The organism is Schumannella sp. 10F1B-5-1 (genome assembly GCF_006517535.1).
Lineage (GTDB): Bacteria > Actinomycetota > Actinomycetes > Actinomycetales > Microbacteriaceae > Schumannella.
Genome location: NZ_VHQH01000002.1, coordinates 412,524 through 435,843, shown reverse-complemented (window position 1 = coordinate 435,843; position 23,320 = coordinate 412,524). Strand labels below are relative to the sequence as shown.

The window sequence follows — 23,320 nt, the reverse complement described above, 5'->3', positions numbered from 1 at the left end:
ATCAGCCGACTGACACCAACGTCATGACCGAGTACACCTAGCCGGCGGCTCATCCCGGCGGCTCTCTGCCCGACTCGCGACCCTCGATTCGGCGTCGGCGGGCCACTCGGATGCGGAGCCCTCCCGAGGGTGGCCACGAATGCACACGACACGCGGCAGCGCGCGAGCATCTCCGGCCACCCACGAACCGACACCAGCCGAGGGTGGCCAGAAACGTACGGGAAACGCCGCACCACGCGGTCATTCCTGGCCACCCACGAGCAGTCACGCGTCGAGGGTGGCCACGAATGCACGGGACACGCCGCAGCCGCCGTTCATTCGTGGCCACCCTCGGAGGCCTGCAGCGGAGGCGTCTCGCCCGGGGCGGGGCGGATGAGGCGCGTCGCGCGGCCGCGTCAGCGCGGGCCAAGCACGGCGTCGAGCAGGCCGGGGAAGCGCGACTCGAGGTCGTCGCTGCGCAGCGTGAGCCGGCGGTTGCGGCCGTTGGGCTCGTTGCGGATCACGCCCGACTCCCGCAGCACCTTCATGAGGTGCGACTTGGTCGACTTCGGCAGCGCGGGGTCGATCGCCATGCAATTGGCGGCATCCTGGGGCCCCTCGCGCAGCTCGCGCACGAGCTCGCGGCGCTCGGGATCGCTCAGCGCGAAGAGCACGGCGCCGATCTCGAGCGACGCGCGCTCAGGATGTGGGAGCTCGGTCGCGGCAGGCATGGTTCGAGAATAGTTGAACCGATCGCGGATTGCGAGTACGGTGCGATGGTTCGATAAAACTTGAACCGAAGGGTCGCCCCGTGACCAGCACCATGCCCGCATCGCCCGAGACCGGATCGCTGCCGCTCGCCGCACCGCCCGCCGCCGAGGTGTCGTCGCTCGCCCGCGCCGGCCGCGACGACCGCGACGACCGCGCCGCCGACGCCACCGCCGCCGACCGCGAGCCCCGCCGCCGCGGTCTCGGCTTCACGCTGGCCGGCGTCGCGACCACGCTCATGCTCGCCGGCGCCAGCGCGCCCTCGCCCTTCTACCCCGAGCTCGAGGCCCGCCTCGGCATCGGCGCCCTGGGCGTCACGATCGCGTTCGCGATCTACGCCGTTGTGCTGCTCGCCGCACTGCTCACCGCCGGCTCGATCTCCGACCACGTCGGCCGTCGCCCCGTGATCGCGATCGGCTTCGTCGTGCTGACCGGCGCCGTGCTGCTGCTCTGGCACGCCGAGTCGGGCGGCATGCTCTACCTCGCCCGCGCGGTGCAGGGCGCCGCGAGCGGTGTGCTCGTGTCGACCCTGTCGGCGTCGATCCAGGATTTCGCGCCCACCCGCAACCGCCACCGCGCCACCCTGGTCAACGCCCTCGCGCCCGGCATCGGCCTCGCCGGCGGCACGGTCGCGTCGGGCATCCTGCTCGAGAACGTCGCGGATGCGGCCAGCTGGACCTTCGGACCGATCGCCGTGATCTACCTCGCCCTCGCCGCCGCGATCTGGCTGGTGCCCGAGACCTCGCGCCGCGAGCCCGGCTGGCAGCGCTCGCTCGCGCCGCGCGCGGCGGTGCCCGCGGCCGCGCGCCGGATCTTCGTCGTCAGCGTGCCGGTCGTGCTGGCCGGCTGGGCGACGGGTGGCCTCTTCTTCTCGCTCGGGCCGACGATCGTGCGCACCGAGCTCGGCGTCGACGGCATCCTCGGCGACGCGCTCGTGGTCGCCCTGCTGCCCGCCTCGGGGGCCGTCGCGGGCTTCGCGCTGCGCAACCGCCGCCCGATCGTTCCCGCCGTCTACGGCGCGGCAGCGCTCGCGGTCGGCACCGCGCTGATGATCGTCGCCCTCACGACCGCCTCGCTGCCGATCTACCTCGTCGCCGTGATCGTCGCCGGAACCGGCTTCGGCACCGCCTTCATGGGCACGATCGGCTCGCTCGTGCCGCTTGCGGCCCCGCACGAGCGCGCCGAGCTGTTCGCCTCGCTCTACATCGCGGCCTACCTGTCGTTCGGCATCCCCGCGGTCGTGGCCGGCCTGCTCACCGGGATGCTCGGACTGCACACGACCGTGCTCGCCTACGCCGTCGTCGTGGCGCTGGCGGCGGGCGTCGCCGCGGTGCTGCGCGCCCGCGCGGGCACCGGCCGGTCGGCAGCGGACGCCGTCGGAGCCGTGGCGGCCTGAGCCGCGCATCCCGAAGCGCCGCATCCCGAAGCACGGCGTCCCACCGCACCGCGTCGCACCCCAGCGCGCCCGCGGGATCAGAGGAGATCCGCCTCGATCCCGCGGGCGCGCAGCGTCTCGAGATCGGCACGGCTCCCGCCCATGAGCGTGACCGAGCGCAGGTTCGGCAGCAGCTCGAGGTCGCCGATCGCGCGGATGTCGAAGAGGTCGTCCTCGCCGTCCCAGCCGGGCGCGACCTGCAGGTAGATGCGGTTGCCGCCATCCATGTAGATCTCGTCGACATCGCCGAGCAGCTCGGCCGGGATCGGCAGCGCCGCGAAGTGCGCGAGCACCTCGGGGATCGCCCCCCAGCCCGAGCCCTCCGGGTCGATCGGCGGCTCGTGCTCGGCGCAGAAGCGGTGCACGTCGAAGGTCGGGCCGAGCAGGCCCTTCTCGTACATCAGCACCTCGAGCACCGCGAGCTTCGCGTTCACGTCGGTGAAAGGCGCCAGGCCCGGCAGCTCATCCGTCATGCCGCCATCCTGACGCAGGCGCCCGTCGAGCGGAACCGCGGTGGATGCGCATCCCGAGCATGCAGAAGGGGCCCGCGCCTCTCGGCGCGAGCCCCTTCCGTCAGACCGTGCTGACCTCGGTCAGCGCTCGGTGCGTCTTACAGCGCCGAGACGTCGAGCGGAACGCCCGGGCCGAAGGTCGTCGACAGGGCGCCCTTCTGGATGTAGCGGCCCTTCGAGCTGGACGGCTTCAGACGCTGCACCTCGTCGAGGGCGGCCTTGAAGTTCTCGTCGAGCTGCTCCTGCGTGAAGCCGGCCTTGCCGATCACGAAGTGCAGGTTGTTGTGCTTGTCGACGCGGAACTCGATCTTTCCGCCCTTGATCTCCTCGACGGCCTTGGCCGGGTTGGGGGTCACGGTGCCGGTCTTGGGGTTCGGCATGAGGCCGCGGGGTCCGAGGACCTTTCCGAGGCGACCGACCTGGCCCATGAGCTCGGGGGTCGAGACGGCCGCGTCGAACGAGGTGTAGCCGCCGGCCACCTTCTCGATCAGCTCGGCGCCGCCGACCTCGTCAGCGCCGGCCGCGATCGCGGCCTCGGCCGCGGGGCCGGTCGCGAAGACGATGACGCGGGCGGTCTTGCCGGTGCCGTGCGGCAGCATGACGGTGCCGCGCACCATCTGGTCGGCCTTGCGCGAGTCGACGCCCAGCTTGAGGGCGACCTCGACGGTCGAGTTGAACTTCGCCGAGCCGGTCTCGCGAGCGATCGCGACGGCCTCGGTGGGTCCGTAGAACTTGCCGGCCTCGATCTTGTCGGCGGCGGCGCGGTATGCCTTGCTCTTCGCCATGATTACGCCTCCACCGTGATTCCCATGGAGCGGGCGGTGCCCGCGATGATCTTCGCCGCCGCGTCGATGTCGTTGGCGTTCAGGTCGGCCTGCTTCTGCTCGGCGATCTGACGCACCTGCTCCTTGGTGAGCTTCGCGACCTTGACGGTGTGCGGGGTCGACGAGCCCTTGGCCACGCCCGCGGCCTTCTTGATGAGCTCGGCGGCCGGCGGGGTCTTGAGGATGAACGTGAACGAACGGTCCTCGTAGACGGTGATCTCCACCGGGATGACGTTGCCGCGCTGCGACTCGGTCGCGGCGTTGTAGGCCTTGCAGAACTCCATGATGTTCACGCCGTGCTGACCCAGCGCCGGGCCGATCGGCGGGGCGGGGTTCGCGGCGCCGGCGTTGATCTGGAGCTTGATCAGGCCGGTCACCTTCTTCTTCGGTGCCATAGCGGCTCCCTTTCTCTCGTGTGCCCGGGGGCACGCTCCCACGAACCGGATTCACTCCGGCAGTGGTCTGATGGGATGTCGGCGTCACGCGAGCGCGGACGCAAACCACACAAGCATACGTGTATTTGCCCGCTCAATGAAGTCGCCGGCGGCGCGAATACTCGTTATTGCGGCCGCGGGCGCCCTACGACAGCCCTGAGAAGCGATCAAAGTAGCGGGCCAGTGCGTCGAGCACGCTCGCCCGCTTGGCGATATAGCGTGCGGCGGCGCCGGATCCGAACCGCGGCATCGGCGGCAGGATGCGGGCGATCGTCGTGCCCGCCGACTGCAGCGCGCCGTCGCGGAACGCCGCATCCAGCAGGGCGCGCGTCTCGTCGGGCTTGAGACCCTCGCCGTCGATGATCGCGTCGAGCTCGGCCTGCTTGCGCCCGGCGATGTAGGTGCGCCAGTCGTCGTCGACGTCGGCCTTCACGCCGACTGAATCGACGAACGCCTCGATGAGGTCCTTCTTCGAGCGCAGGGTGATCGACGAGTCGATGGCCCGGGTGATCGTGGCGGCGATCTCCTTGTCGTCGCCGAGCTGATCGCTGTACTTCTGCACGAGCATGAGGATGTAGTCGATGTCGACCTCGACCGATTTGACGAGCTCGATCTCGAAGACGACGTCATCGGCGATCGATTCGCGGTCGGGCTTCTGGCGTTCACGACGCTCGGCCCACAGGTCGACATAGCGACTCTGATAGTCCTGCAGCATCCCGTCGGGCAGCAGCGCATCGCCGGCGAACTCGTCGAAGGAGAGCAGGATGTTGCGCAGCCGCAGGATGTCGCCGAACAGCGCGATGAACGCGTTCTCGGCGTCGTCGCCGACGGGCATCGTGCCGGGCGGGAACTCCGTGGTCAGGCGGTCCACCAGATCCGCGTAGTCGGCGTGGTACTCGCCGTAGGGCTTCAGCACGACGATGCCGTGCGCATCCTTGTCGCCGAACAGCGCGATGGCGTCGTTGGTCGCCTGGTCGAGATCGCGGAACGCGACGATGTTGCCGTAGGTCTTGACCGAGTTCAGGATGCGGTTGGTGCGCGAGAACGCCTGGATGAGTCCGTGCTGTCGCAGGTTCTTGTCGACGAACAGGGTGTTGAGGGTCGTCGCGTCGAAGCCGGTGAGCAGCATGTCGACCACGATCGTGAGGTCGACCTCGCGGCTCTTGATGCGTTGGGTGAGATCGACGTAGTAGCGCTGGAATCCGTCGCCGCTGGTCGAAAAATTCGTGTGGAAGAGGTCGTTGTAGTCGTAGATCGCGTCGTCGAGGAAGTCGCGTGAGACGGCATCGAGCTTCTCGGCATCCATGCTCTCGTCGGGCAGCAGGCCGTCGGGTTCGGCCTCATTCGGCGCCCAGCTGTAGACGACGGCCACTTTGAGCCGACGCGCTGCGGGCACCTGGAGCTCGTCCTGCAGCTGCGCGAACGCGGTGTAGTAGCGGCGGGCGTGCTCGATCGACGACGTCGCGAAGAGCGCGTTGAACCCGGAGACGCGCCGGTCGCGGAACTCGTAGCTGTCGCGCCGCTGCGTCTTCTGGTCGAAGTGCTCGAGGATGTACTGCGCGATCCCGCGGATGCGCTCCTGCGACCCGAGCGCCGCCTCGGTGTCGATGGCCCGCACCTGCTTATCGAGCATCCCGGCCGGGGCCTTGACCGTGTCGACGTAGTCGATGCGGAACGGCAGCACGTTCCGATCGCGGATCGCGTCGAGGATCGTGTAGGTGTGCAGCTTGTCACCGAACGCCTGCTCGGTGGTGCGCAGGTGCACCTTGCCGCCGCTGGCCGAGTTGGCGGCGAAGATCGGCGTGCCGGTGAAGCCGAACAGGTGGTAGCGCTTGAACGCCTTCGTGATCTCGACGTGCATGTCGCCGAACTGCGAGCGGTGGCATTCGTCGAAGATCGCGACGACGTGCTGGCTATAGATCGGGTGCTGCTTGTGGCGCTCGACGAACCGCGAGAGCTTCTGGATGGTCGTGACGATGATGCGCGCTGAGGGATCGCTCAGCTGGCGGGCGAGCACCGCCGTGGAAGTGTTGCCGTTGGCGGCGCCCTCCTCGAAGCGGTTGTACTCCTTCATCGTCTGGTAGTCGAGGTCTTTGCGGTCGACCACGAACAGCACGTTGTCGACCTCGGGCATCCGCGAGGCGAGCTGCGCGGTCTTGAACGAGGTGAGCGTCTTGCCGCTGCCGGTGGTGTGCCAGATGTAGCCGCCCGCATCCACTCGCCCGAGCTGTCTGGCGTTGGTCGAGGTGACGATGCGCTGCAGGATCTTCTCGGTCGCGACGATCTGGTACGGCCGCATCACGAGCAGGGTGCGGTCGGTGTCGAAGACGCAGTAGCGGGTGAGCACGTTGAGGATCGTGTGCTTGGCGAAGAAGGTCTTGGTGAAGTCGACGAGGTCTTCGATCGGGCGGTTGCTCTCGGTCGCCCACCACGAGGTGAACTCGAAGCTGTTCGAGGTGCGGCGCCCGCGGCGCGCGGGGCCCTGCGCCGACTCGGCGATGTGCCGTTCGCGCGTGGTGTTCGAGTAGTACTTCGTCTGCGTGCCGTTGGAGATCACGAACAGCTGCACGTACTGGAACAGCCCGGTTCCGGCCCAGAAGCTGTCGCGCTGGTAGCGCTGGATCTGGTTGAAGGCCTCGCGGATCGGCACACCACGGCGCTTGAGCTCGACATGCACGAGCGGCAGGCCGTTGACGAGGATCGTGACGTCGTAGCGGGTGGCGTGCGCCCCCTCGGATTCGTACTGGTTGATGACCTGCAGGGTGTTGTTGTGGATGCTGCGCTTGTCGATCAGCGTCACGTTGCGGGTGGTGCGGTCGTCGCGGCGGAAGGCGATGCGCTCGCTCTCCTGGATGCGCGCGGTCTTCTCGAGGATGCCGTCCGACTCGCGCGCCAGTTCGTCGCGGTAGAAGCGCGCCCACTCCTCGTCGCTGAACCGGATGTCGTTGAGCCTCTCGAGGCGGGCGCGCAGGTTGGCGATCAGGTCCGCTTCGCTCGTGATGACGAGACGCTCGTAGGCCTGGGCGACGAGCTGCTGGATGAACGCCTCCTCGAGCTGCGCCTCCGACTGGTACGCGGTCGAGCGGGAGGTGTCGAGGTCGAGCTCGGCGACGACGGTCGACTCGCTGGTGACGGCGATCGGGTCGTAGCGCAGGGCGGGGAGGTCGGTCACGACGGGACTCCGAGGTCGAGGGCGGCGGCGAGCAGATCTGCGGCCGCACGTTCGGCGCGGGCGGTGTCGGCGACGCCGACGGGCTGCGCGCCGTAGTGGTCGCGATTGCGCGCGCGGCGCAGGCGGTCGAACTGGTTCGCGGCACGGTCGCCCGGCGGGGTGACGAGCACCGCCTTCAGAAATCGACCGAGCGCCTCGTGCTGACCGGCGCCGCTGCGCGTGCGGTACCCGTACGCGGCGAGCAGCGCCTCGCCGACATCGTGGGCGGCGTCATACGCGACGCCGAACTTGATCGCGGGGTTGCGCATCCGGCCGAGTTCTTCGAGGCGATCGCGCGCCTGGCCGATGAATGCGGCGGCACGTCGGTCGTCGACGGGCACGGCCTCGATGCGGCGGGCGGTGACGAGCGCATGCACGGCGGACTGCTGCTCGTCGGATAGTGGGGTCACTGCCACGGCAGCTCCCCGAGAATCGGGACGACGGGACTCGCGCGCACGTTGTCGAGGAACCCGGATCGGGCCGCGAACTCGGCGTGGGTCAGCACTGTCGGATTGACGGGGCGGCGAACCGCCTTGGCGACACGGTCGCACGCGTCGTCGACCGCGTCGACGTCGGGATCGCCGATGACCATCACGTCGACATCCTGCGGGGCCGGCCCCTCGACCCCGCGCATGCGCGCCGCGAACGAGCCGTAGAGGAACACGCTCGTGATGCCGTCGATGGCGCCCAGCTCGGCTCGGAGCAGTACGACGGGGCCGGTCGCGATCGTCAGGATGTCGCGCAACGGTGGGACGAGCGGGCTCTCGCCGTCGGCGCGCACAAGTCGGGAGCGGCCGACCTGGCGTTCGACCAGGATGCCGGCGTCGACGAGCCGGGCGACCTCGCGGTGCGTGGTCGCATAGGCGAGCTCGGCGCGCTCGGCGAGATCGGTGAGGCTGAGCTCGTCACCGGTGAGGAGCAGCGTCGAGAGCAGGCGCGCCTGCCCGTCCGACCGGAAGATCGGAGCGAGGAGCGGCGCCTCGGTTCTCATATAACGGAGATTATCCTCCATTACATCGATACTCAAGACTCAGGCGGGGAGCTCGTCAAAGGTCAGGAGCCGGTCGCGGTAGTGCTCGTACTGCTGCCGTCGAGCCGCCAGCTCGGCCGGCAGGCCGACGCTCAGGTCATTCACGAGCGCGTCGAACTTGTCGAGGGTGTCCGCGATGCGAATTTGCACGCTCATCTCGGGCATCGGCAACGCGATTCCCCGCACGACAGCAGAGTTGAGATTTGAAACCGCGCCGCCGGACCCCGCTCGGCGACGAAATTCGCCTTGTACCGGCGCGGAGCGCAACAGGTGGTAAAGGTAATTTGCGTCAAACGAATTCTCGAATTCGCTGATGGACAGCCATCCGTCGTGGATGCAACCGTCGATCCGCACAATGTAGGGACGACCGAAGCTCATCGAGTTCGACAAGATGAAATCACCAGATTTGACACGTCGCGATTTCGACGCGCCATTGATCGTTACCCGCTCAGCCGTGGCTGTCACGTACTTACCGGTCGCTGGCACATCGCCGATCTTGATCCACGGGATTCCATCCGCGGACTCCGTCAGATAATTTCGGATGGGTCGGGGCGACGCACCTCGCGCGATCGTCGCAACGTCCCCGAACGCCACTGCTCGAGCGTTAGAAAGCGCTCTGAATAAGGAATCCCGGTAGTGCGCATACTGGTGAATGCGGGCTTCCAGCTCCGCTTCCAGCTCCGCTTCCAGCGACTGGAACAAGGAAAGCACACGCACGATCTCGGCCTGGACAGCGACAGGCGGAATCGGAACTTTGAATTCCAGGATTGCTTTCCGATCGCCGCGTGGCATCGCGGCACCCTTAGAGTGCCGCGAGTTAAACGCAAAGAAGGCGTCAGAAGCGAGAACGTGATACAAGAAATCGGGTCGAAGCGACTCTCGAGCAGCCTGCTTGGTGACCACGACGAGGACATCGGCAGAAGCGCCCCCCGGCCCATCAGCCAGCCAGATCTTCTTGAGGTAGGGCCGGATGTTCCCAATGAGCACATCGCCTTCGCCATAGGCGACCGCGTTCCCCGACTTTGGCGGGTACTTCGAAAGGATGCGCCCGCCGCGATCGGGCAGGAGATTGTCCACTCCAGTAAACGACCCTGCTTGGATCTCGTCCGCCGGCACGCGGGCTCTCGAATATTCCGCGATGCTTGCGAGTGGCTCGAAAGGCACACCATCCGGGCACAGTTCGCGGATGAGGTCGTCGAGGCGGCTCACGCGTTCTCCAGCTCGGCGACGAGGGCGTCGATCTGGGTGCGCAGCTCCGACTGGCGGGCGACGATGCCGGCGATGCGCGCGTTGAGCTCGACGATGTCGACCGCGACGCTCGTGTCCTCTTTCTCGACGTAGGCATCCACCGAGAGACGGTAGTCGTTCTTTGCGATGTCCGACGCCGAGATCAGCTTGACCAGATAGTCCTCGTCGGCGCGGACGGCGAAGGCGTCGACGATGCGGTCGCGGTGCTCATCCATCAGCTTGTTCTTGTTGCCGACGCGGGTGAACAGCTTCGACGCGTCGATGAAGGCGACGTCGTTCGAGGTCTTCGACTTCTTGAGGATGATGATGCAGGTCGCGATGCCCGTGCCGAAGAACAGGTCGGGCGGCAGCTGGATGATCGTGTCGACGAAGTTGTTGTCGACCAGGTATTTACGGATCTTCTGTTCGGCGCCACCGCGGTAGAGCACGCCCGGGAACTCGACGATCGCCGCCGTTCCGTCGACCGCGAGCCAGTGCAGGATGTGCATCGTGAACGCGAGGTCGGCCGCCGACTTCGGCGCGAGCACTCCCGCGGGCGAGAACCGCGGGTCGCCGGCGAGCACCGGGTCGCTGTCGCCCGGCCACTTCGTCGAATAGGGCGGGTTCGACACGATCGCCTCGAAGGGCTCGTCGCCCCAGTGCTGCGGATCGATCAGGGTGTCGCCGTGCGCGATGTCGAACTGCGACGGCTCGATGTTGTGCAGGATCATGTTGATCCGCGCCAGGTTGTAGGTGGTCAGGTTGATCTCCTGACCGAAGAAGCCCTGCCGCACGTTCTCGGCGCCGAGCACCTTCGCGAACTTCAGCAGCAGCGACCCCGACCCGCACGCCGGGTCGTAGACCTTGTTCACCGCCGTCTTGCCGACGACCGTGATGCGCGCCAGCAGCTCTGAGACCTCCTGCGGCGTGTAGTACTCGCCGCCCGACTTTCCCGCCGACGATGCGTACATCTGCATCAGGTACTCGTAGGCGTCGCCGAAGGCATCGATCGTGTTGTCGGCGAAGCTGCCGAGCGGCAGGTCGCCGATCGCATCCAGCAGCTTCACCAGCTTCTCGTTGATGCGAGTCACCGACGAGCCGAGCTTGGCCGAGTTCACATCCACGTCCGCGAAGAGGCCCTTGAAGTCGCCCTCGCTCGCCGACCCGATCGCCGATCCCTCGATGTCGCGGAACACCCGGTCGAGCGTCTCGTTGAGGTTGTCGTCGTGGCGGGCGCGAGCACGCACGTTGACGAACAGCTCGCTCGGCAGGATGAAGAAGCCCTTCTCGTCGACGGTGACGTCGCGCAGATCGCGAGCGTCGGCGTCGTCGAGCGCCGCATACGAGAACGACGTGTCGCCGGCAGCGTGCTCGTCGCGGTCGAAGTGGGCCGCCAGGTTCTCGCTGATGTAGCGGTAGAACAGCATCCCGAGCACGTACGCCTTGAAGTCCCACCCATCGACCGAGCCGCGCAGATCGTTCGCGATGCGCCAGATCGTCTTGTGCAGCTCGGCGCGCTGCGCTTCCTTCGTCGTCGGAGGCATCAGATCGTCACCGGCGCAGTCACGCGGTCGACACTACCGATCAGGCGACCGCCGCACAGCATCGACGACGAAGGCCCCGCCGGCGAACCGGCAGGGCCTTCAAGCGACGTCAGAACGTCAGAGCTTGGTGACCTGGTCGAACGACAGCTCGACCGGGGTCTCGCGCTCGAAGAGCGAGACGAGCACGGTGAGCTTGCCGCTCTCGGGCTTGATCTCGTTGATCGTGCCGGGAAGACCCGCGAACGAGCCCTCCTTGATCGTGATGGTCTCGCCGATCTCGAAGTCGACCTCGGCCGGGATGACGCGGGCCGCGCCCGAGCCGCCGCCGGCGGACTTGGTCGTGCCGGGCTTGGCGGGGGTCTCGACGACCTGCACGAGGCTCTTCAGCATGTTGAAGGCCTCCTCGAAGCGCAGCGGCGTCGGGTTGTGGGCGTTGCCCACGAAGCCCGTCACACCGGGGGTGTGGCGCACGCCCGACCAGCTGTCCTCGTTGAGGTCCATGCGCACCAGCACGTAGCCGGGGATGCGCACGCGGTTGACCAGCTTGCGCTGGCCGTTCTTGATCTCGACCACGTCCTCCATCGGCACCTGGACCTCGTAGATGAAGTCCTCCATGCCGAGCGACTGGCGACGCGACTCGATGTTCTGCTTCACGCGCTTCTCGAAGCCGGCGTAGGAGTGGATGACGTACCACTTGCCCGGGCGGATGCGCAGGTCGAGCTTGAACTCCTCGTAGGGGTCGACCTCGGCCTCCTCCGACTCGCCCTCGGCGGCATCCTCAGCGGCGTCGCCCTCGACGGACTCGCTCTCATCATCGGCCTCGTCGTCGGTCGCCTCGGCGGCCGCGTCGGCCTCCTCGGCGGAGTCGATGTCGAGCGCGTCGTCGACGACGGCGTCGGCCTCGGGGTCGTCAGCCGCCTCGAGGTCGTCGAGCAGGTTGTCGAGGTCGCGGGTCTCGTCGCCCTGGTTCTCGTCGTCGACCACGTGGATGGCGCGGCTCTCGGCGTTGCCGGCGGCCTTCTCGGTCCACTCCAGGGTCGAGCCCTCCTGGGCCTCGTCCTCCTCCGACGACTGCTCGGCAGCCGTCGCGAGGTCGATGTCGCGGCGCTCGGATTCGGTCACGTTCTGACTCCTGATGTGTTGTTGGCGTGTCGAGGGAGGCGGCGAGGCCGGCTCAGCCCGCGACCGTGCCGTTGCCGAACACGAGGGAGACGAGCCATCCGATGCCGTAGTCGAGGCCGCTGACGAGCAGCATCATGACCACGACGAAGCCGAGCACGACGCCCGTGAAGCTGAAGAGCTCCTTGCGGGTCGGCGTGACCACCTTCCTCAGTTCGTTGATCACCTGACGGAGGAAGAGCAGCACGCGGCCGAACGGATTGCGCCGCTCGGCGCGATCACGCTTGGCGTTCGCGACGACGTCCTCGCTGGGCTCGTCGACGATCCTGCGTGCCATTGGTTCACACCCTTCCACCGGACATCCCCGCGACTGACGTCACGGGAATCGCAGGGCGGACAGGACTCGAACCTGCAACCTGCGGTTTTGGAGACCGCTGCTCTACCAATTGAGCCACCGCCCTAGGGCCGGGATCCGATCGCCTCGACCCGCCGGCGGGAACCATCCCGGGCACGTCGAAGCTTGGCGATCTTCGCCAGCCGTGGGCAAGCATACGGCATCTCGCGGGGCCGTCGTTCCGAGCGGGTGGATGCGCATCCACCGCCCGCCGATCGGCCCGCGTCATCCGCGGCGGCGCTCGGTAGGCTCGGGATGTGGCACGCATCTCCCAGCGCATCGGCGCGATCTCCGAGTCCGCGACCCTCAAGGTCGACGCCAAGGCCAAGGCCCTCAAGGCCGCCGGGCGCCCCGTCATCTCGTTCGCCGCGGGCGAGCCCGACTTCGCGACCCCGCAGCACATCGTGGATGCGGCGGTCGCCGCCGCGCAGGACCCGAAGAACCACCGCTACACCCCCGCCGCCGGCCTGCCCGAGCTGCGCGAGGCGATCGCCGCGAAGACGCTGCGCGACTCGTCGCTCGCGGTCGAGCCCTCGCAGGTGATCGTGACGAACGGCGGCAAGCAGGCCGTCTACCAGGCCTTCGCGGCGCTGCTCGACCCAGGCGACGAGGTGCTCGTGCCCGCGCCGTACTGGACCACCTACCCCGAGGCGATCCGCCTCGCCGGCGGCGTGCCCGTCGAGGTCTTCGCCGGCGCCGACCAGCAGTACCTGGTGACGGTCGAGCAGCTCGAGGCCGCCCGCACCGAGCGCACCAAGGTGCTGCTCTTCGTGTCGCCGTCGAACCCGACCGGCTCGGTCTACAGCCCCGAGCAGACCGCCGCGATCGGCGCCTGGGCCGAGGAGCACGGCCTCTGGGTGATCAGCGACGAGATCTACCAGAACCTGACCTACGACGGCGTCCGCGCCGCATCCATCGTCGAGGCGACCCCGGCGCTGGCCGACCGCACGATCCTCGTCAACGGCGTCGCCAAGACCTACGCCATGACCGGATGGCGCGTGGGCTGGATGGTCGGCCCCGCCGACGCGATCAAGGCCGCCTCGAACCTGCAGTCGCACCTGTCGTCGAACGTGTCGAACGTGTCGCAGCGCGCCGCGATCGCCGCGCTCACCGGCCCGCAGGACTCGGTGGCCGAGATGCGCGCGGCCTTCGACCGCCGCCGCCAGCTGATCGTCGCGGGGCTGAACAGCATCCCCGGCTTCGAGACCCCGACGCCGACCGGCGCGTTCTACGTCTACCCCGACGTGCGCGGGCTGCTCGGCCGCGAGTGGGCGGGCACCACGCCGCAGACGTCGCTCGAGCTAGCCGATCTGATCCTCGAGAAGGCGGAGGTCGCGCCGGTTCCCGGCGAGGCGTTCGGCCCCTCGGGCTACCTGCGCTTCAGCTACGCGATGGGCGACGACGCGATCAGCGAGGGCGTCGAGCGGCTGCGCACGCTGTTCAGCTGAGCGCTTCGGCCGCCGCGGCGCGCACCTCGTCGGCGATCGCGTCGAGCGCGCTCGAGCGCAGATCCCACTGCTGCCAGTAGAGCGGGATCGACAGCGGCTTCTCGGGCGCGATCTCGACCAGCTCGGGTCCGGGTGCGGCCAGCTGGTGGTCGAGCAGCATCGCCCAGCCGAGTCCGGCGCGCACCGCGTCCGCGAAATCGGCGGCGCCCGGGATGCGGTGCCGCGGCGGGCTGATCGCCGCCCGCGTGATCGAGCGGACGAAGCGCGTCTGCAGGTCGTCGCGGCGGTCGAAGTCGATCACGGGGGCCCCGGCGAGGGATGCGGCGCTCACCCCGTCGGGAAACCAGCGCCGCGCGAACTCCGGAGTCGCGGCCGCGCGGTAGGTCATGCGGCCGAGCAGCACGCTGCGGCAGCCGGGCACGGGCGTCGCCTCGGAGGTCAGCGCGGCCATGACCGATCCGGCGGCGAGGCGCGCGGCCGTGTCGTCCTGGTCGTCGCGCACGATGTCGAGCAGCAGACCGGCCCGCTCGGCCGCGCGCACGAGCGGCGGCAGGATCCAGGTCGCGAGCGAGTCGGCGTTGATCGCGAGCGAGACCTCGACGCCGCGGCGCTCGTCGAGCCCCAGCTCGGCCAGCGCCTCGCGCTCGAGCAGCGCCTGCTGGCGCGCGAGCCGCAGCAGCACGACGCCCGCCTCGGTCGGGCGGGCCGGCTTCGAGCGCACGAGCAGCACGCGTCCGAGTCGCTGCTCGAGCGCCTTGAGCCGCTGGCTGACGGCGCTCGGCGTGATGTGCAGGGTGCGGGCCGCCGCATCCAGACTGCCCTCGTCGACGACGGCCTGCAGCGTGGCGAGCGACTCGGACGCGATCATGCGGCCACATTAGCTGGGCTTCCGGTTCGCAAGAATGCTGAACTGGTCTTGCTGTTGCGTGTCTCCTAGCGTGACTGCCGTGATCCCCACCGCGCTCGCCGGCTTCGGCCTCGGCCTCTCGCTCATCGCCGCGATCGGCGCGCAGAATGCCTTCGTGCTGCGCCAGGGCATCCGGCGCGAGCACGTCGTCGTCGTGGTGCTGATCTGCCTCGTCTCCGACGCCGTGCTCATGGGCGTCGGCGTCGCGGGCGGCGGCGCCCTGTTCACGAGCGTGCCCGTGCTCGCCGAGATCGCGCGCTGGGCGGGCGCGGCGTTCCTGCTCGTCTACGCCGCGCTCGCGGTGCGCCGGGCGATCCGGCCAGGGCGGCTGCAGGTGGATGCGCGCGACGCGGGGCCTGCGGACGAGCCCGTGGGCACGCCCGACGACTCCGGCCGCGCGACGTCGACGTCCGGCGCGACGAGTGCGGCGATCTCGACCGGCGCGACGAGCTCGACCGACGCGACCTCCGCGACCGGCGCGGCGAGCTCGCCCGGCGCGACCGCGGTCGTCGCCGCGCCCGCCCGCCCGCGCACGGCGACCGCCGCATCCGTCGCCCTCACCGCGCTCGCGCTGACCTGGCTGAACCCGCACGTCTACCTCGACACGCTCGTGCTGATCGGGTCGATCGCCTCGGGGCACGGCGACCAGCGCTGGATCTTCGGCATCGGCGCCTGGACCGCGAGCATCGTCTGGTTCGTCGGCCTCGGCTTCGGCGCCCGCCTGCTCGCGCCGCTGTTCGCGAAGCCGATCGCCTGGCGCGTGCTCGACCTGATCGTCGCGGCCGTGATGGCGACCCTGGCGGTCACGCTCGTCGTGCACTGACGTCGGCGCGCACAGATCCGTCGTGCACCGAGCCGTCGCGCGACGCGGCCTGCGCGATCGACGCGGCCGCGCATCCCGACTCCGGTCGCGGCGCGACCGTGCAGGGGCGCCGCGACCGGCCCATCCCGTCGCCGCACCCCGTCGCTGCTCTCCGTCACCCCTCGCCGTCGTGGGGAACCGTCTCAAGGAGTTGCTGTCACTGCTGTGGCGCACGAGCAACATCAACCACAGCAGTTGCAGCAACTCCTTGAGATGGTTCAGAGCTGGGCCCGGGCGCCGCCGCGCGCGAGGTCGGGCGCCAGACGGCAGCACCGTTGCGACGGCGGCACAGCGTCTGCTCACGAGCATCGGCATGCACGATGCCGACGTGCGGGGGCCGAGCAGCAGACGCTGTGCGCACGACGCGCGCACGACGGCGCCCGGCCGACCTGAGGTCGCGCCGGGCGCCGGGAGCCCGTGATGACCGCACGGGCGGATGCGGAGCGCGGCGTCCGGGATCGGGCGCGCTCCGCGGAGCGATCAGAGCGAGCTCACTCCGCGACGATGACCAGCTCGTCGAGCGGCTTGCGGCTGCGCGGCGCGGTCTCGCGCTCGCGGAAGCGCTCCTCGAGCTCCTCGGCCACATCCACCTGGCCGATCGCCGTGACGGTCACCGGCACGACGTTCGGCTCGAGACCGAACGACTTCTGCAGCTCCTCGGGCAGGATGCCGCCCATCTGGTGCGCGTGCAGGCCGAGCGCGTGCGCCTGCACCGTGAGGTGGGCGATCGACTGGCCGAGGTCGTACTCGGCCCAGCGGTGCGGACCCTGCTCGGGGTCGACGGCGGTGAGGCCGACGACGAGCAGGGCGGCCTTGGTCGTCCAGGGCTGGTTGCCGCTCGCGAGACCGGCGTGGATCTTGTCGAAGGTCGCGGTGCCGCGGCGGCCGGCGATGAAGCGGCGCGGCTGCGAGTTGGCGGCCGACGGCGCCCAGCGGGCGGCCTCGAGCAGGGCGTGCAGGGCGGCGTCGTCGATCACGGCCTCGGCGTCATAGGAGCGGGGGCTCCAGCGCTCGTCGAGCAGCGGGTGCAGCTCGGCGTCGGTCTCGGCGGTGCGGACGGTGCTGGGGCGGATCTCAGACGTGGTGCTCATGCTCTTCCCTGGTCGGCAGTAGTCGGTGCCGGATGCGCGGCCGGGGTCGCGGGACGCCCGGTGCATCCTCGCGTCCATGTGAACGCATGCAGTCTCTGCAACTATTCCCGCCGCATCCACGGCCCGCCGGACTCGTCGCGGCCGGCGTCGGCGACCTCAGTACAGGTCGTCGCTCGGCGCGAGGAAGACCGGCTCAGGATGCAGCACCACACCGAACTCCGAGGCGACGCGGGTGCGCACGAACTCGGCCAGCTGCAGCACGTCGAGCGCCGTCGCCGCGCCGCGGTTGACGATCGCGAGCGTGTGCTTCGACGAGATCGCCGCGCCCGAGCCGGGCAGGGCGAAGCCGCGGTGGATGCCCGCCCGCTCGATCAGGGCGGCGGCACTGAGCTTCACGTGGCGCGGCCCGGCGGCCGGCCTCGGCAGCGGCTCGGCGCCGAGCGGCAGCACGAGCGGGGTGTCGTCGTCCGGCTCGACCGGCCAGCGCGGCAGGTCCGCCGGCAGCCCGCGGGCGACCGCCTCCTCGACGATCGGGTTGGTGAAGAAGGAGCCGGCGCTGACGGAGTCGGGGTCGGCGGGGTCGAGCACCATGCCCTTGCCGGCCCGCAGGCGCAGCACCGCATCCCGCACCTCGCGGATCGGGGCGCGCTCGCCGACCGCGACGCCGAGCGCGTCGGCCAGCTGGGCGTAGGCGACCGGCCGGCTGAGCGGAACGCGGTCGGTGGTCGCCTCGAGCTCGAGCTCGACGGCGATCACGATGCCGAGCCGGCCGCGCTTGATCGCGCTCGTGCGGTAGCCGAGGCCGAGCTCGTCGGCCGTGAGACGCAGGCGGTGCCCGGTCTCGAAGTCGAGGAAGTCGACGGCGACGAGCACCTGCGACAGCTCCTGGCCGTAGGCGCCGATGTTCTGGATCGGCGCCGCGCCCGTCGACCCCGGGATGCCGCTCAGCGCCTCGATGCCCGACCAGCCGTTGTAGACGGTGAGGCCGACCAGCGCATCCCACGGCTCGCCGGCCTGCACGCGCAGGTGCACCTTCGCCGCGTCATCGCCCTCGAGGCGCTTCACGCCGTGGGTCGCGAGACGCAGCACCGTGCCGTCGAGTCCCTCATCGGGCGCGACCACGTTCGATCCGCCGCCGAGCACCCACCAGTCGTCGCCGCTCGACCACACGTCGAGCGCCGTGCGCACGATGTCGAGTTCGGTGCCGGGCTCGATCAGCTGCCGCGCGGCGCCGCCGACGCGCAGCGTCGTCAGGTCACGCAGCTCGCGCGGTGCGTCGGTCACTCGAGGTCGACCCGCACCTGCGCCTTGCCGAGCACCGTCTGGCCGCCGAACGAGACGGTCAGGTCGATGCGGGCGAAGCGCTCCTCGAGCACGCCGACCTTCGCCACGATCGTCACCTCGGCGCCCTCGGCGGGGTCGACGACGACCGGGCGGGTGAAGCGGGTCTGGTAGTCGACGACGCGGCCGCTGTCGCCATCCAGCCAGTCGACGACCGGCTGCACGGCGAGGCCCATCGTCAGCATCCCGTGGGCGAGCACGCCCGGCAGGCCGGCCGACGCGGCGACGTCGTCGCGGTAGTGGATGGGGTTGAAGTCGCCGGAGGCGCCGGCGTAGCGCACGAGCGTGTCGCGGTGCAGCGTGACCGTGCGCTCGGCGACGACCTCGCCGACGGTGAGGTCGGAGATGCGGGGGCGGGTCATGCGGAGGCCTCCTCGTCGCCGCGCACCACGAGCGTCGAGATCGCGGTGAGCACGAGCTCGCCGTCGAGGTCGACCACCTCGGTGGATGCGGTCACCATGCTGTGCCCGCCGAGGCTCTTGACACTCGTGACGGTGAGCTCGGCCATGAGCTCGTCGCCTGCGACGACCGGGCGCACGAAGGTGAAGCGCTGATCGCCGTGCACGACGCGCGTGAAGTCGATGCCGGTGTCGGGCTCGGCGAGCAGCTGCGCGAGCGTCGCCTCCTGCACGACCACCGGGAAGGTGGGCGGCGCGACGACGTCGGCGTAGCCGGCGGCGCGAGCCGACTCGGCGTCGAGGTTGAGGGGGCTCTGCGCGAGCACGGCGCGCGCGAACTCGCGCACCTTCTCGCGGCCCACCAGGTAGGGGCCGACCGGCGGGAGCCGCCGACCCTGGATCTCGGGGTTCACTGCCACGGGTCGAGACTACCCGGGCGCTCGGACCTCGCCCGGGCATGCAGAAGGCCCCGGGATCCGAGGATCACCGGGGGCTTCCGACGCTGGTGTGGGCTGCGAGCCCTAGCCGAGCAGACGGATCACTGGCAGCTGTCGCACTGCAGCAGGTCCATCGGGTCGACCGGGATGTCGTAGCCGTCGATGCTGTCGTTGTCCATGTCCGGACCCCCTTCTCTGTCGGAAATCTGAGCCGCGACGCCCTTCCGGGGCCGCAGGTTCACCACTATATAGCGCTAATGACACGGATGTCATTCCCCTACATGTTGTGGTTTCGGCGTGTCGCGGCCCTGCCGCGGTTCCGTTCCCGAGATTACGGGCGACCACCGACATCCACCGCTCCGGAGCCGCCCCCGAAGACGGGATGCGCACGCGGCGTGTCGGGGTCGCGGGCCGGTTCGGGGCGCCGTCGGATCGGTGTGGCCGGATGGGTGGATCGGCGCGCCGGATCGGTGCGTTCGGGTGGGTGGATCGGACCTGGATCGGGGTCGCACAGGGGACTGCCAGCAACCCGCCGCCCGCCCTGGAACGACGGGGATGCCCCTCCTCCGACACGCCCGGCCGACCCTCGTTCGAGGCACACCCGACCAAACCCGATCGGCGACCGGGAAGAACCACCCCACGTCGACCGGGAGCTACCCGGTACGGCGTCGGTGCGAACTGGGAGTCGCACCGCGACCCGAACGGAAAAGGAAACACTCATCGTGAACACCACCGTCAAGAAGACCGCTTTCGGAATCCTCGGAACCGCCGCCGCCGGCGCCCTCGCCCTCGGCTTCTCGGCTCCGGCCATGGCCGCCGAGAGCCACTCGACCGACTCCCACGACTCGACCGCGACGTCGACCGACACGCACCTGGCCGGTTCGCTGCTCGACAGCAACAGCCTGCGTGAGCTCATCGGCGGCAGCTCGTTCCAGGGCGGCGACACCAGCGCCCCCATCGTGCTCGCGCCGCAGGTCGGCGTCGGCGACATCGCCCCGGGCCCGATCGCGTCGGGCAACACCACGGGCGACATCGCCTCGGGCAACTCGACCCCGGTCGCGTCGGGCAACGACGTCAGCGCGCCGGTCGCCTCGGGCAACGACGTGAGCACCACCGCCCCGATCGCCTCGGGCAACGAGACCGGCAACGGCAACACCGTCGGCAACGTCTCGGGCAACGAGACCAACGCCGGCAACGCCAGTGTCGGCGACGTGACCTCGAATGTGGCGAACGACGTGGCCGACGCCACCTCGAACATCGGCACCGAGGTCGGCAGCACCGTCGACAGCACGCTCGCCGCCGCGCTCGGCCGCTGATCGAGTCGATCCGATCGGCGTGAGCTGATCATCCCGGGATCGGTCGTCGACCGAATCGGCGCCTGATCCCGACTCCCCTTCGAAGGGCCCCGCACGCTTCCGCCGTGCGGGGCCCTTCGTCATGCCCGACACGCCCCGGCGCGTCAGCTCGCTCGCGGGCCGAGCGGCGAGAGTGACGGGATGCACCGCCGCCTCGCTCTCGCCGCGCTCCCGCTCTCCGCCCTGCTGCTCGCCGGGTGCACCGCGGGCACCCCCACCGCCGGCGCCGACGACGGCGGCGACGGCTCGAGCTCCGCCGCGGCGGGAGGCGGAGCCGGCGACGGTCTCGGGCTGGGCTCGGCCGCCGAGGCCGCGCTCGAGCTGACCGGATCGGGCACCGTCGTCGCGATCGAGCGCGACGACTCGGGTGCCTGGGAGGTCACCGTCGCAGCGGCCGACGGCCGGGAGACCGAGGTGCGCGTGATCGCGAAAGACGGCGACCTGCTCGGGCGGCCGAGCCAGAAGCCGGTCGACGCCGACGACGACGCCGACAACGTGCGCCGCATCCAGGCCGCCGAGCTCGACTTCTCCGACGCCGCCAAGGCCGCCTCGGCGCAGGCTCCGGGCGAGATCGTCGAGCTCGCCCTCGACGACGAGAACGGGGTCGTGGCCTGGGAGGCCGAGCTGCTCGACGGCGACACGAAGCACGAGGTGAAGCTCGACGCCGCGACCGGCGATCCGCTGCCCGGCTCGGGTGTCTCCTCCCCCGCCGACGACGACTGAGGCCGGCCGGGCGCCGGACCTCGCGCCGGACCTCGCGCCAGTCCTCGTACCGGCCCGCTCGCCGCGTCATACCCGGCGCGAGACCGCTCCGTCTACCGGCCCGGAGAGGCGAACGTCAAGGCATGGCCCCCGGGACGCGAGGATCGCTAGAGTGGCGCCACGCACCGCAGCCACGCACCGCGTCAGCGCACCGCCCGAGCATCGCAACTGGGGAGTCCATGTCGGTCCTGCACGATGACGGCCCGCCCGTCCAGATCCTCCGCTCGCTCGGCGAGCTCGCGATCGCGAGCGCGGCCGTGCGTCGGGTTCTGCGCGGACGCTTCGCCGATGACGTCGCCGCCGACTCGGCCGAGAAGTGGCGCATCAGCGCCCTGCAGGCCCAGGCCGACGCCGACCGCGTGGTCGAGGCGGCCGTGGATGCGAGCTTCGCCGGCGAAGCGCTCACGGTGCAGTCCCGCGACGGGTCGCGCGTCTCGATGACGTCCGAGAACGTCAGCCATCTCGCCGACCGGCTGCAGCGCCTCGCCCGCGCGGGGCACCTGCTCGGTCTCGCGTCGGAGGTCGAGGAGACCGGCGCCGCGAGCTGACCGGCCGCGCGGCGTCCGATCCTTCCGCGTCCTCGACGTGGACCGGCCGCGAGGGCACGAGCTTCAGCCCGACGACCGCGAGCACGATCCTGGCGGGGAGCACGGCCTTGAGCGGCGAGAACTCCTCCGCCCCCGTGACCAGTGCGAGGCCGACGGTCAGCGCGGCGCCGATGCCGACCAGCCGCGGGCGTTCAGGATGGGGGGTCGCACAGGCGGCGGGAGCCGGACGCGGCCGAGTCGCGACGGCACGGTGATCGGCGCCGGCGCGGCGCCGCGGCGAGCCCTCGCGGCGGCGGGTGCGCCCCGATCCCCGCGTCGCCCGTGCGCTCTAGGGTTGGGTCGTGAGCATCCCCTGGTCCGGCACGGCGCCGACGCTGCCCGACCCGGTGATCTGGGCGCTCGGGATGCTGTTCTCCTTCCTCGACAACGGCATCGGCCTCGGCTTCCACCTGCCGGGCGAGGCGGCCGTGCTCGTGCTCTCCGCGGCGTTCGACTCGCTCGTGCCGGCCGTGATCATGTTCTTCGCGGTGACGATCGGCGCCTGCGCCGGCGACCACCTCGGCTATCTGCTGGGCCGCCGGGTGGGGCCGAGCCTGCGCGACCGTCCGCTCATCCGCCGCCTCGGGCTGCGCAACTGGGATCGCGCGCTCGCGACCCTCGACCGCCACGCCGGGCTGACGATCTTCCTCACCCGACTGGTGCCGATCGTGCGCACGCTGACCCCGCCGGCGGCGGGCGTCGCGCGCGTGCCGTATCCCGTGTTCCTCGCCGCCTCGCTCGCGGGCGCGGCGACGTGGGCGCTCGTCTACGTCGGCGTCGGCTTCCTGCTGCGGCTGTCGCTGGATGCGGTGCACGACCCCCTGGGCGACGGCGGCATCCTCGTGCTCGGCCTGCTCGCGCTCATCGTCGTGATCGCGCTGATCGTGCACGCCGTGCGCAGCACCCGCTCGACCGCGGCGACCGTGATCGACGCGACCGCGAGCGCGACCGCCCGCGCCGGAGCCCCCGTCGAGGGCGAGGTGCCCACGGTGCCGCTGTTCACCCGCCTGTTCAAGCAGGACGAGTGGCGCACCTGGGCGAACCTGATCTCGCTGGCCCGGCTGCTGCTGCTGCCGGTGTTCCTGGTGCTGATCCTGGTCGGGCAGTACTGGGCCTCGATCGTGCTCATCGCGATCGTGTTCAGCACCGACTGGGTCGACGGCTGGCTGGCCCGCCGCACGAACACGGTGTCGGAGCTCGGCAAGTGGCTCGACCCGCTCGCCGACCGCTTCACGACCTTCGCGGTCGTCATGTCGCTCGCGGCCGGCGGACTCATCCCGTGGGCGGCCGTGATCCTGCTCGTCGTGCCCGACCTGACCCTCGGCATCCTCAGCGTCACGGTCTTCGACGGCGACCCGAACCTGCCCGTCACCTGGACCGGCAAGGTGCGCACGGCCCTGCTCTTCGGCGGGATGCTGCTGGTGCTGCTCGGCACCGCACTGCTGTCGTCGGGCGCCGGCGAGGCCTTCGGCGCGGTCGTGAGCGGCGGTTTCGTGCTCGTGCTGAGCGGCATCGTCGGGCACTATCTGGCCGCGGCGCAGTACGGCCGCGCGATGATCGTGCGCGGGCTCGGCTGGGTGCACGCGAGCTGATCCGCGCGGCGCACGGCGCGCCGAGCGACCGCGATCGTCGCGTGACGCAACTCAGCACGGATG

At 70.2% G+C, this 23,320-nt stretch carries 24 protein-coding genes and 1 tRNA gene; 7 read left to right on the top strand and 18 right to left on the bottom strand.

Features of this window, described 5'->3' with window-relative positions; translation table 11 throughout:
• Positions 1–395 precede the first annotated feature (395 nt).
• Positions 396–710: a helix-turn-helix transcriptional regulator gene (locus tag FJ658_RS03535; RefSeq protein ID WP_141143976.1), complete on the bottom strand. Its 315-nt coding sequence runs from the start codon at positions 708–710 to the stop codon at positions 396–398.
• An 80-nt stretch (positions 711–790) separates the two neighbouring features.
• Between FJ658_RS03535 and FJ658_RS03530 the strand changes: the two genes are divergently transcribed.
• A complete protein-coding gene (locus FJ658_RS03530) occupies positions 791–2,143 on the top strand; it encodes an MFS transporter (RefSeq protein WP_219995696.1) in 1,353 nt (450 codons plus the stop codon).
• Between the two features lie 77 nt (positions 2,144–2,220).
• On the opposite strand, the gene FJ658_RS03525 is transcribed toward FJ658_RS03530, so the two are convergent.
• The 11 genes from FJ658_RS03525 to FJ658_RS03475 form a co-directional block, all read right to left on the bottom strand.
• Positions 2,221–2,655 carry a hypothetical protein gene (locus FJ658_RS03525; RefSeq protein ID WP_141143975.1) on the bottom strand — a complete coding sequence of 145 codons (435 nt, stop codon included), beginning with the start codon at positions 2,653–2,655 and terminating at the stop codon, positions 2,221–2,223.
• Between the two features lie 137 nt (positions 2,656–2,792).
• Positions 2,793–3,482, bottom strand: coding sequence for a 50S ribosomal protein L1 (rplA, locus tag FJ658_RS03520; RefSeq protein WP_181408307.1), 690 nt, complete (start codon positions 3,480–3,482; stop codon positions 2,793–2,795).
• Positions 3,482–3,913 carry a 50S ribosomal protein L11 gene (gene rplK, locus FJ658_RS03515; RefSeq protein WP_141143973.1) on the bottom strand — a complete coding sequence of 144 codons (432 nt, stop codon included), beginning with the start codon at positions 3,911–3,913 and terminating at the stop codon, positions 3,482–3,484. The genes rplA and rplK overlap by 1 nt, the downstream gene beginning before the upstream one ends.
• A gap of 184 nt (positions 3,914–4,097) precedes the next feature.
• A complete protein-coding gene (locus FJ658_RS03510; RefSeq protein WP_141143972.1) occupies positions 4,098–7,124 on the bottom strand; it encodes a type I restriction endonuclease subunit R in 3,027 nt (1,008 codons plus the stop codon).
• Positions 7,121–7,573, bottom strand: coding sequence for a hypothetical protein (locus FJ658_RS03505; protein ID WP_141143971.1), 453 nt, complete (start codon positions 7,571–7,573; stop codon positions 7,121–7,123). The genes FJ658_RS03510 and FJ658_RS03505 overlap by 4 nt, the downstream gene beginning before the upstream one ends.
• Positions 7,570–8,175: a winged helix-turn-helix domain-containing protein gene (locus tag FJ658_RS03500; RefSeq protein ID WP_255447530.1), complete on the bottom strand. Its 606-nt coding sequence runs from the start codon at positions 8,173–8,175 to the stop codon at positions 7,570–7,572. The genes FJ658_RS03505 and FJ658_RS03500 overlap by 4 nt, the downstream gene beginning before the upstream one ends.
• An 18-nt stretch (positions 8,176–8,193) precedes the next feature.
• Complete coding sequence (locus FJ658_RS03495; RefSeq protein WP_141143969.1) at positions 8,194–9,402, bottom strand: restriction endonuclease subunit S; 1,209 nt, start codon at positions 9,400–9,402, stop codon at positions 8,194–8,196.
• Positions 9,399–10,964: a type I restriction-modification system subunit M gene (locus FJ658_RS03490; RefSeq protein ID WP_141143968.1), complete on the bottom strand. Its 1,566-nt coding sequence runs from the start codon at positions 10,962–10,964 to the stop codon at positions 9,399–9,401. The genes FJ658_RS03495 and FJ658_RS03490 overlap by 4 nt, the downstream gene beginning before the upstream one ends.
• Before the next feature lie 117 nt (positions 10,965–11,081).
• Complete coding sequence (locus FJ658_RS03485; RefSeq protein WP_141143967.1) at positions 11,082–12,086, bottom strand: transcription termination/antitermination protein NusG; 1,005 nt, start codon at positions 12,084–12,086, stop codon at positions 11,082–11,084.
• A 52-nt stretch (positions 12,087–12,138) separates the two neighbouring features.
• The gene (secE, locus tag FJ658_RS03480; RefSeq protein ID WP_141143966.1) at positions 12,139–12,420 is read right to left on the bottom strand and encodes a preprotein translocase subunit SecE; all 282 of its coding nucleotides are present in this window, start codon (positions 12,418–12,420) and stop codon (positions 12,139–12,141) included.
• Positions 12,421–12,471: 51 nt separating this feature from the next.
• Positions 12,472–12,544: transfer RNA gene (locus FJ658_RS03475), tRNA-Trp, on the bottom strand.
• Positions 12,545–12,734: 190 nt separating this feature from the next.
• Here FJ658_RS03475 and FJ658_RS03470 point away from each other — a divergent pair.
• Positions 12,735–13,925, top strand: a complete 1,191-nt coding sequence (locus FJ658_RS03470; RefSeq protein WP_141143965.1) for a pyridoxal phosphate-dependent aminotransferase — start codon at positions 12,735–12,737, stop codon at positions 13,923–13,925.
• On the opposite strand, the gene FJ658_RS03465 is transcribed toward FJ658_RS03470, so the two are convergent.
• A complete protein-coding gene (locus tag FJ658_RS03465; protein WP_141143964.1) occupies positions 13,918–14,793 on the bottom strand; it encodes a LysR family transcriptional regulator ArgP in 876 nt (291 codons plus the stop codon). The genes FJ658_RS03470 and FJ658_RS03465 overlap by 8 nt on opposite strands.
• Positions 14,794–14,875: 82 nt before the next feature.
• Here FJ658_RS03465 and FJ658_RS03460 point away from each other — a divergent pair, with 82 nt between their 5' ends.
• Positions 14,876–15,655, top strand: a complete 780-nt coding sequence (locus FJ658_RS03460; protein ID WP_370454751.1) for a LysE family transporter — start codon at positions 14,876–14,878, stop codon at positions 15,653–15,655.
• Positions 15,656–16,185: 530 nt separating this feature from the next.
• Here FJ658_RS03460 and FJ658_RS03455 read toward each other — a convergent pair.
• From FJ658_RS03455 to FJ658_RS16745, 5 genes are all read right to left on the bottom strand, one after another.
• Positions 16,186–16,785, bottom strand: coding sequence for a nitroreductase family protein (locus FJ658_RS03455; protein ID WP_141143962.1), 600 nt, complete (start codon positions 16,783–16,785; stop codon positions 16,186–16,188).
• A 156-nt stretch (positions 16,786–16,941) separates the two neighbouring features.
• Positions 16,942–18,069, bottom strand: a complete 1,128-nt coding sequence (locus FJ658_RS03450; protein ID WP_141143961.1) for a UDP-N-acetylmuramate dehydrogenase — start codon at positions 18,067–18,069, stop codon at positions 16,942–16,944.
• Positions 18,066–18,488 carry a MaoC/PaaZ C-terminal domain-containing protein gene (locus tag FJ658_RS03445; protein WP_141143960.1) on the bottom strand — a complete coding sequence of 141 codons (423 nt, stop codon included), beginning with the start codon at positions 18,486–18,488 and terminating at the stop codon, positions 18,066–18,068. The genes FJ658_RS03450 and FJ658_RS03445 overlap by 4 nt, the downstream gene beginning before the upstream one ends.
• A complete protein-coding gene (locus tag FJ658_RS03440) occupies positions 18,485–18,943 on the bottom strand; it encodes a MaoC family dehydratase N-terminal domain-containing protein (RefSeq protein ID WP_141143959.1) in 459 nt (152 codons plus the stop codon). Before FJ658_RS03440 ends, FJ658_RS03445 begins: the two co-directional genes overlap by 4 nt.
• A gap of 119 nt (positions 18,944–19,062) precedes the next feature.
• The gene (locus FJ658_RS16745; RefSeq protein ID WP_255447528.1) at positions 19,063–19,203 is read right to left on the bottom strand and encodes a hypothetical protein; all 141 of its coding nucleotides are present in this window, start codon (positions 19,201–19,203) and stop codon (positions 19,063–19,065) included.
• A 480-nt stretch (positions 19,204–19,683) separates the two neighbouring features.
• Between FJ658_RS16745 and FJ658_RS03430 the strand changes: the two genes are divergently transcribed.
• From FJ658_RS03430 to FJ658_RS03410, 4 genes are all read left to right on the top strand, one after another.
• Positions 19,684–20,277 carry a hypothetical protein gene (locus FJ658_RS03430; protein ID WP_141143958.1) on the top strand — a complete coding sequence of 198 codons (594 nt, stop codon included), beginning with the start codon at positions 19,684–19,686 and terminating at the stop codon, positions 20,275–20,277.
• 180 nt (positions 20,278–20,457) lie between these two features.
• On the top strand, positions 20,458–21,039 hold the full coding sequence (locus FJ658_RS03425; RefSeq protein ID WP_141143957.1) for a PepSY domain-containing protein: 582 nt from the start codon (positions 20,458–20,460) through the stop codon (positions 21,037–21,039).
• Positions 21,040–21,257: 218 nt separating this feature from the next.
• Positions 21,258–21,626 carry a hypothetical protein gene (locus tag FJ658_RS03420; protein ID WP_141143956.1) on the top strand — a complete coding sequence of 123 codons (369 nt, stop codon included), beginning with the start codon at positions 21,258–21,260 and terminating at the stop codon, positions 21,624–21,626.
• A gap of 341 nt (positions 21,627–21,967) precedes the next feature.
• Positions 21,968–23,257 carry a CDP-alcohol phosphatidyltransferase family protein gene (locus FJ658_RS03410; protein ID WP_141143955.1) on the top strand — a complete coding sequence of 430 codons (1,290 nt, stop codon included), beginning with the start codon at positions 21,968–21,970 and terminating at the stop codon, positions 23,255–23,257.
• The last annotated feature ends 63 nt before the right edge of the window (positions 23,258–23,320 follow it).

Coding starts and splice junctions, on each gene's coding strand:
- FJ658_RS03525 (WP_141143975.1), bottom strand. CDS start 2,655: ATGACGGATGAGCTGCCGGGCCTGGCGCCTTTCACCGACGTGAACGCG.
- FJ658_RS03535 (WP_141143976.1), bottom strand. CDS start 710: ATGCCTGCCGCGACCGAGCTCCCACATCCTGAGCGCGCGTCGCTCGAG.
- FJ658_RS03455 (WP_141143962.1), bottom strand. CDS start 16,785: ATGAGCACCACGTCTGAGATCCGCCCCAGCACCGTCCGCACCGCCGAG.
- FJ658_RS03490 (WP_141143968.1), bottom strand. CDS start 10,964: ATGCCTCCGACGACGAAGGAAGCGCAGCGCGCCGAGCTGCACAAGACG.
- secE (WP_141143966.1), bottom strand. CDS start 12,420: ATGGCACGCAGGATCGTCGACGAGCCCAGCGAGGACGTCGTCGCGAAC.
- FJ658_RS03420 (WP_141143956.1), top strand. CDS start 21,258: ATGTCGGTCCTGCACGATGACGGCCCGCCCGTCCAGATCCTCCGCTCG.
- FJ658_RS03465 (WP_141143964.1), bottom strand. CDS start 14,793: ATGATCGCGTCCGAGTCGCTCGCCACGCTGCAGGCCGTCGTCGACGAG.
- FJ658_RS03445 (WP_141143960.1), bottom strand. CDS start 18,488: ATGACCCGCCCCCGCATCTCCGACCTCACCGTCGGCGAGGTCGTCGCC.
- FJ658_RS03425 (WP_141143957.1), top strand. CDS start 20,458: ATGCACCGCCGCCTCGCTCTCGCCGCGCTCCCGCTCTCCGCCCTGCTG.
- FJ658_RS03500 (WP_255447530.1), bottom strand. CDS start 8,175: ATGGAGGATAATCTCCGTTATATGAGAACCGAGGCGCCGCTCCTCGCT.
- rplK (WP_141143973.1), bottom strand. CDS start 3,913: ATGGCACCGAAGAAGAAGGTGACCGGCCTGATCAAGCTCCAGATCAAC.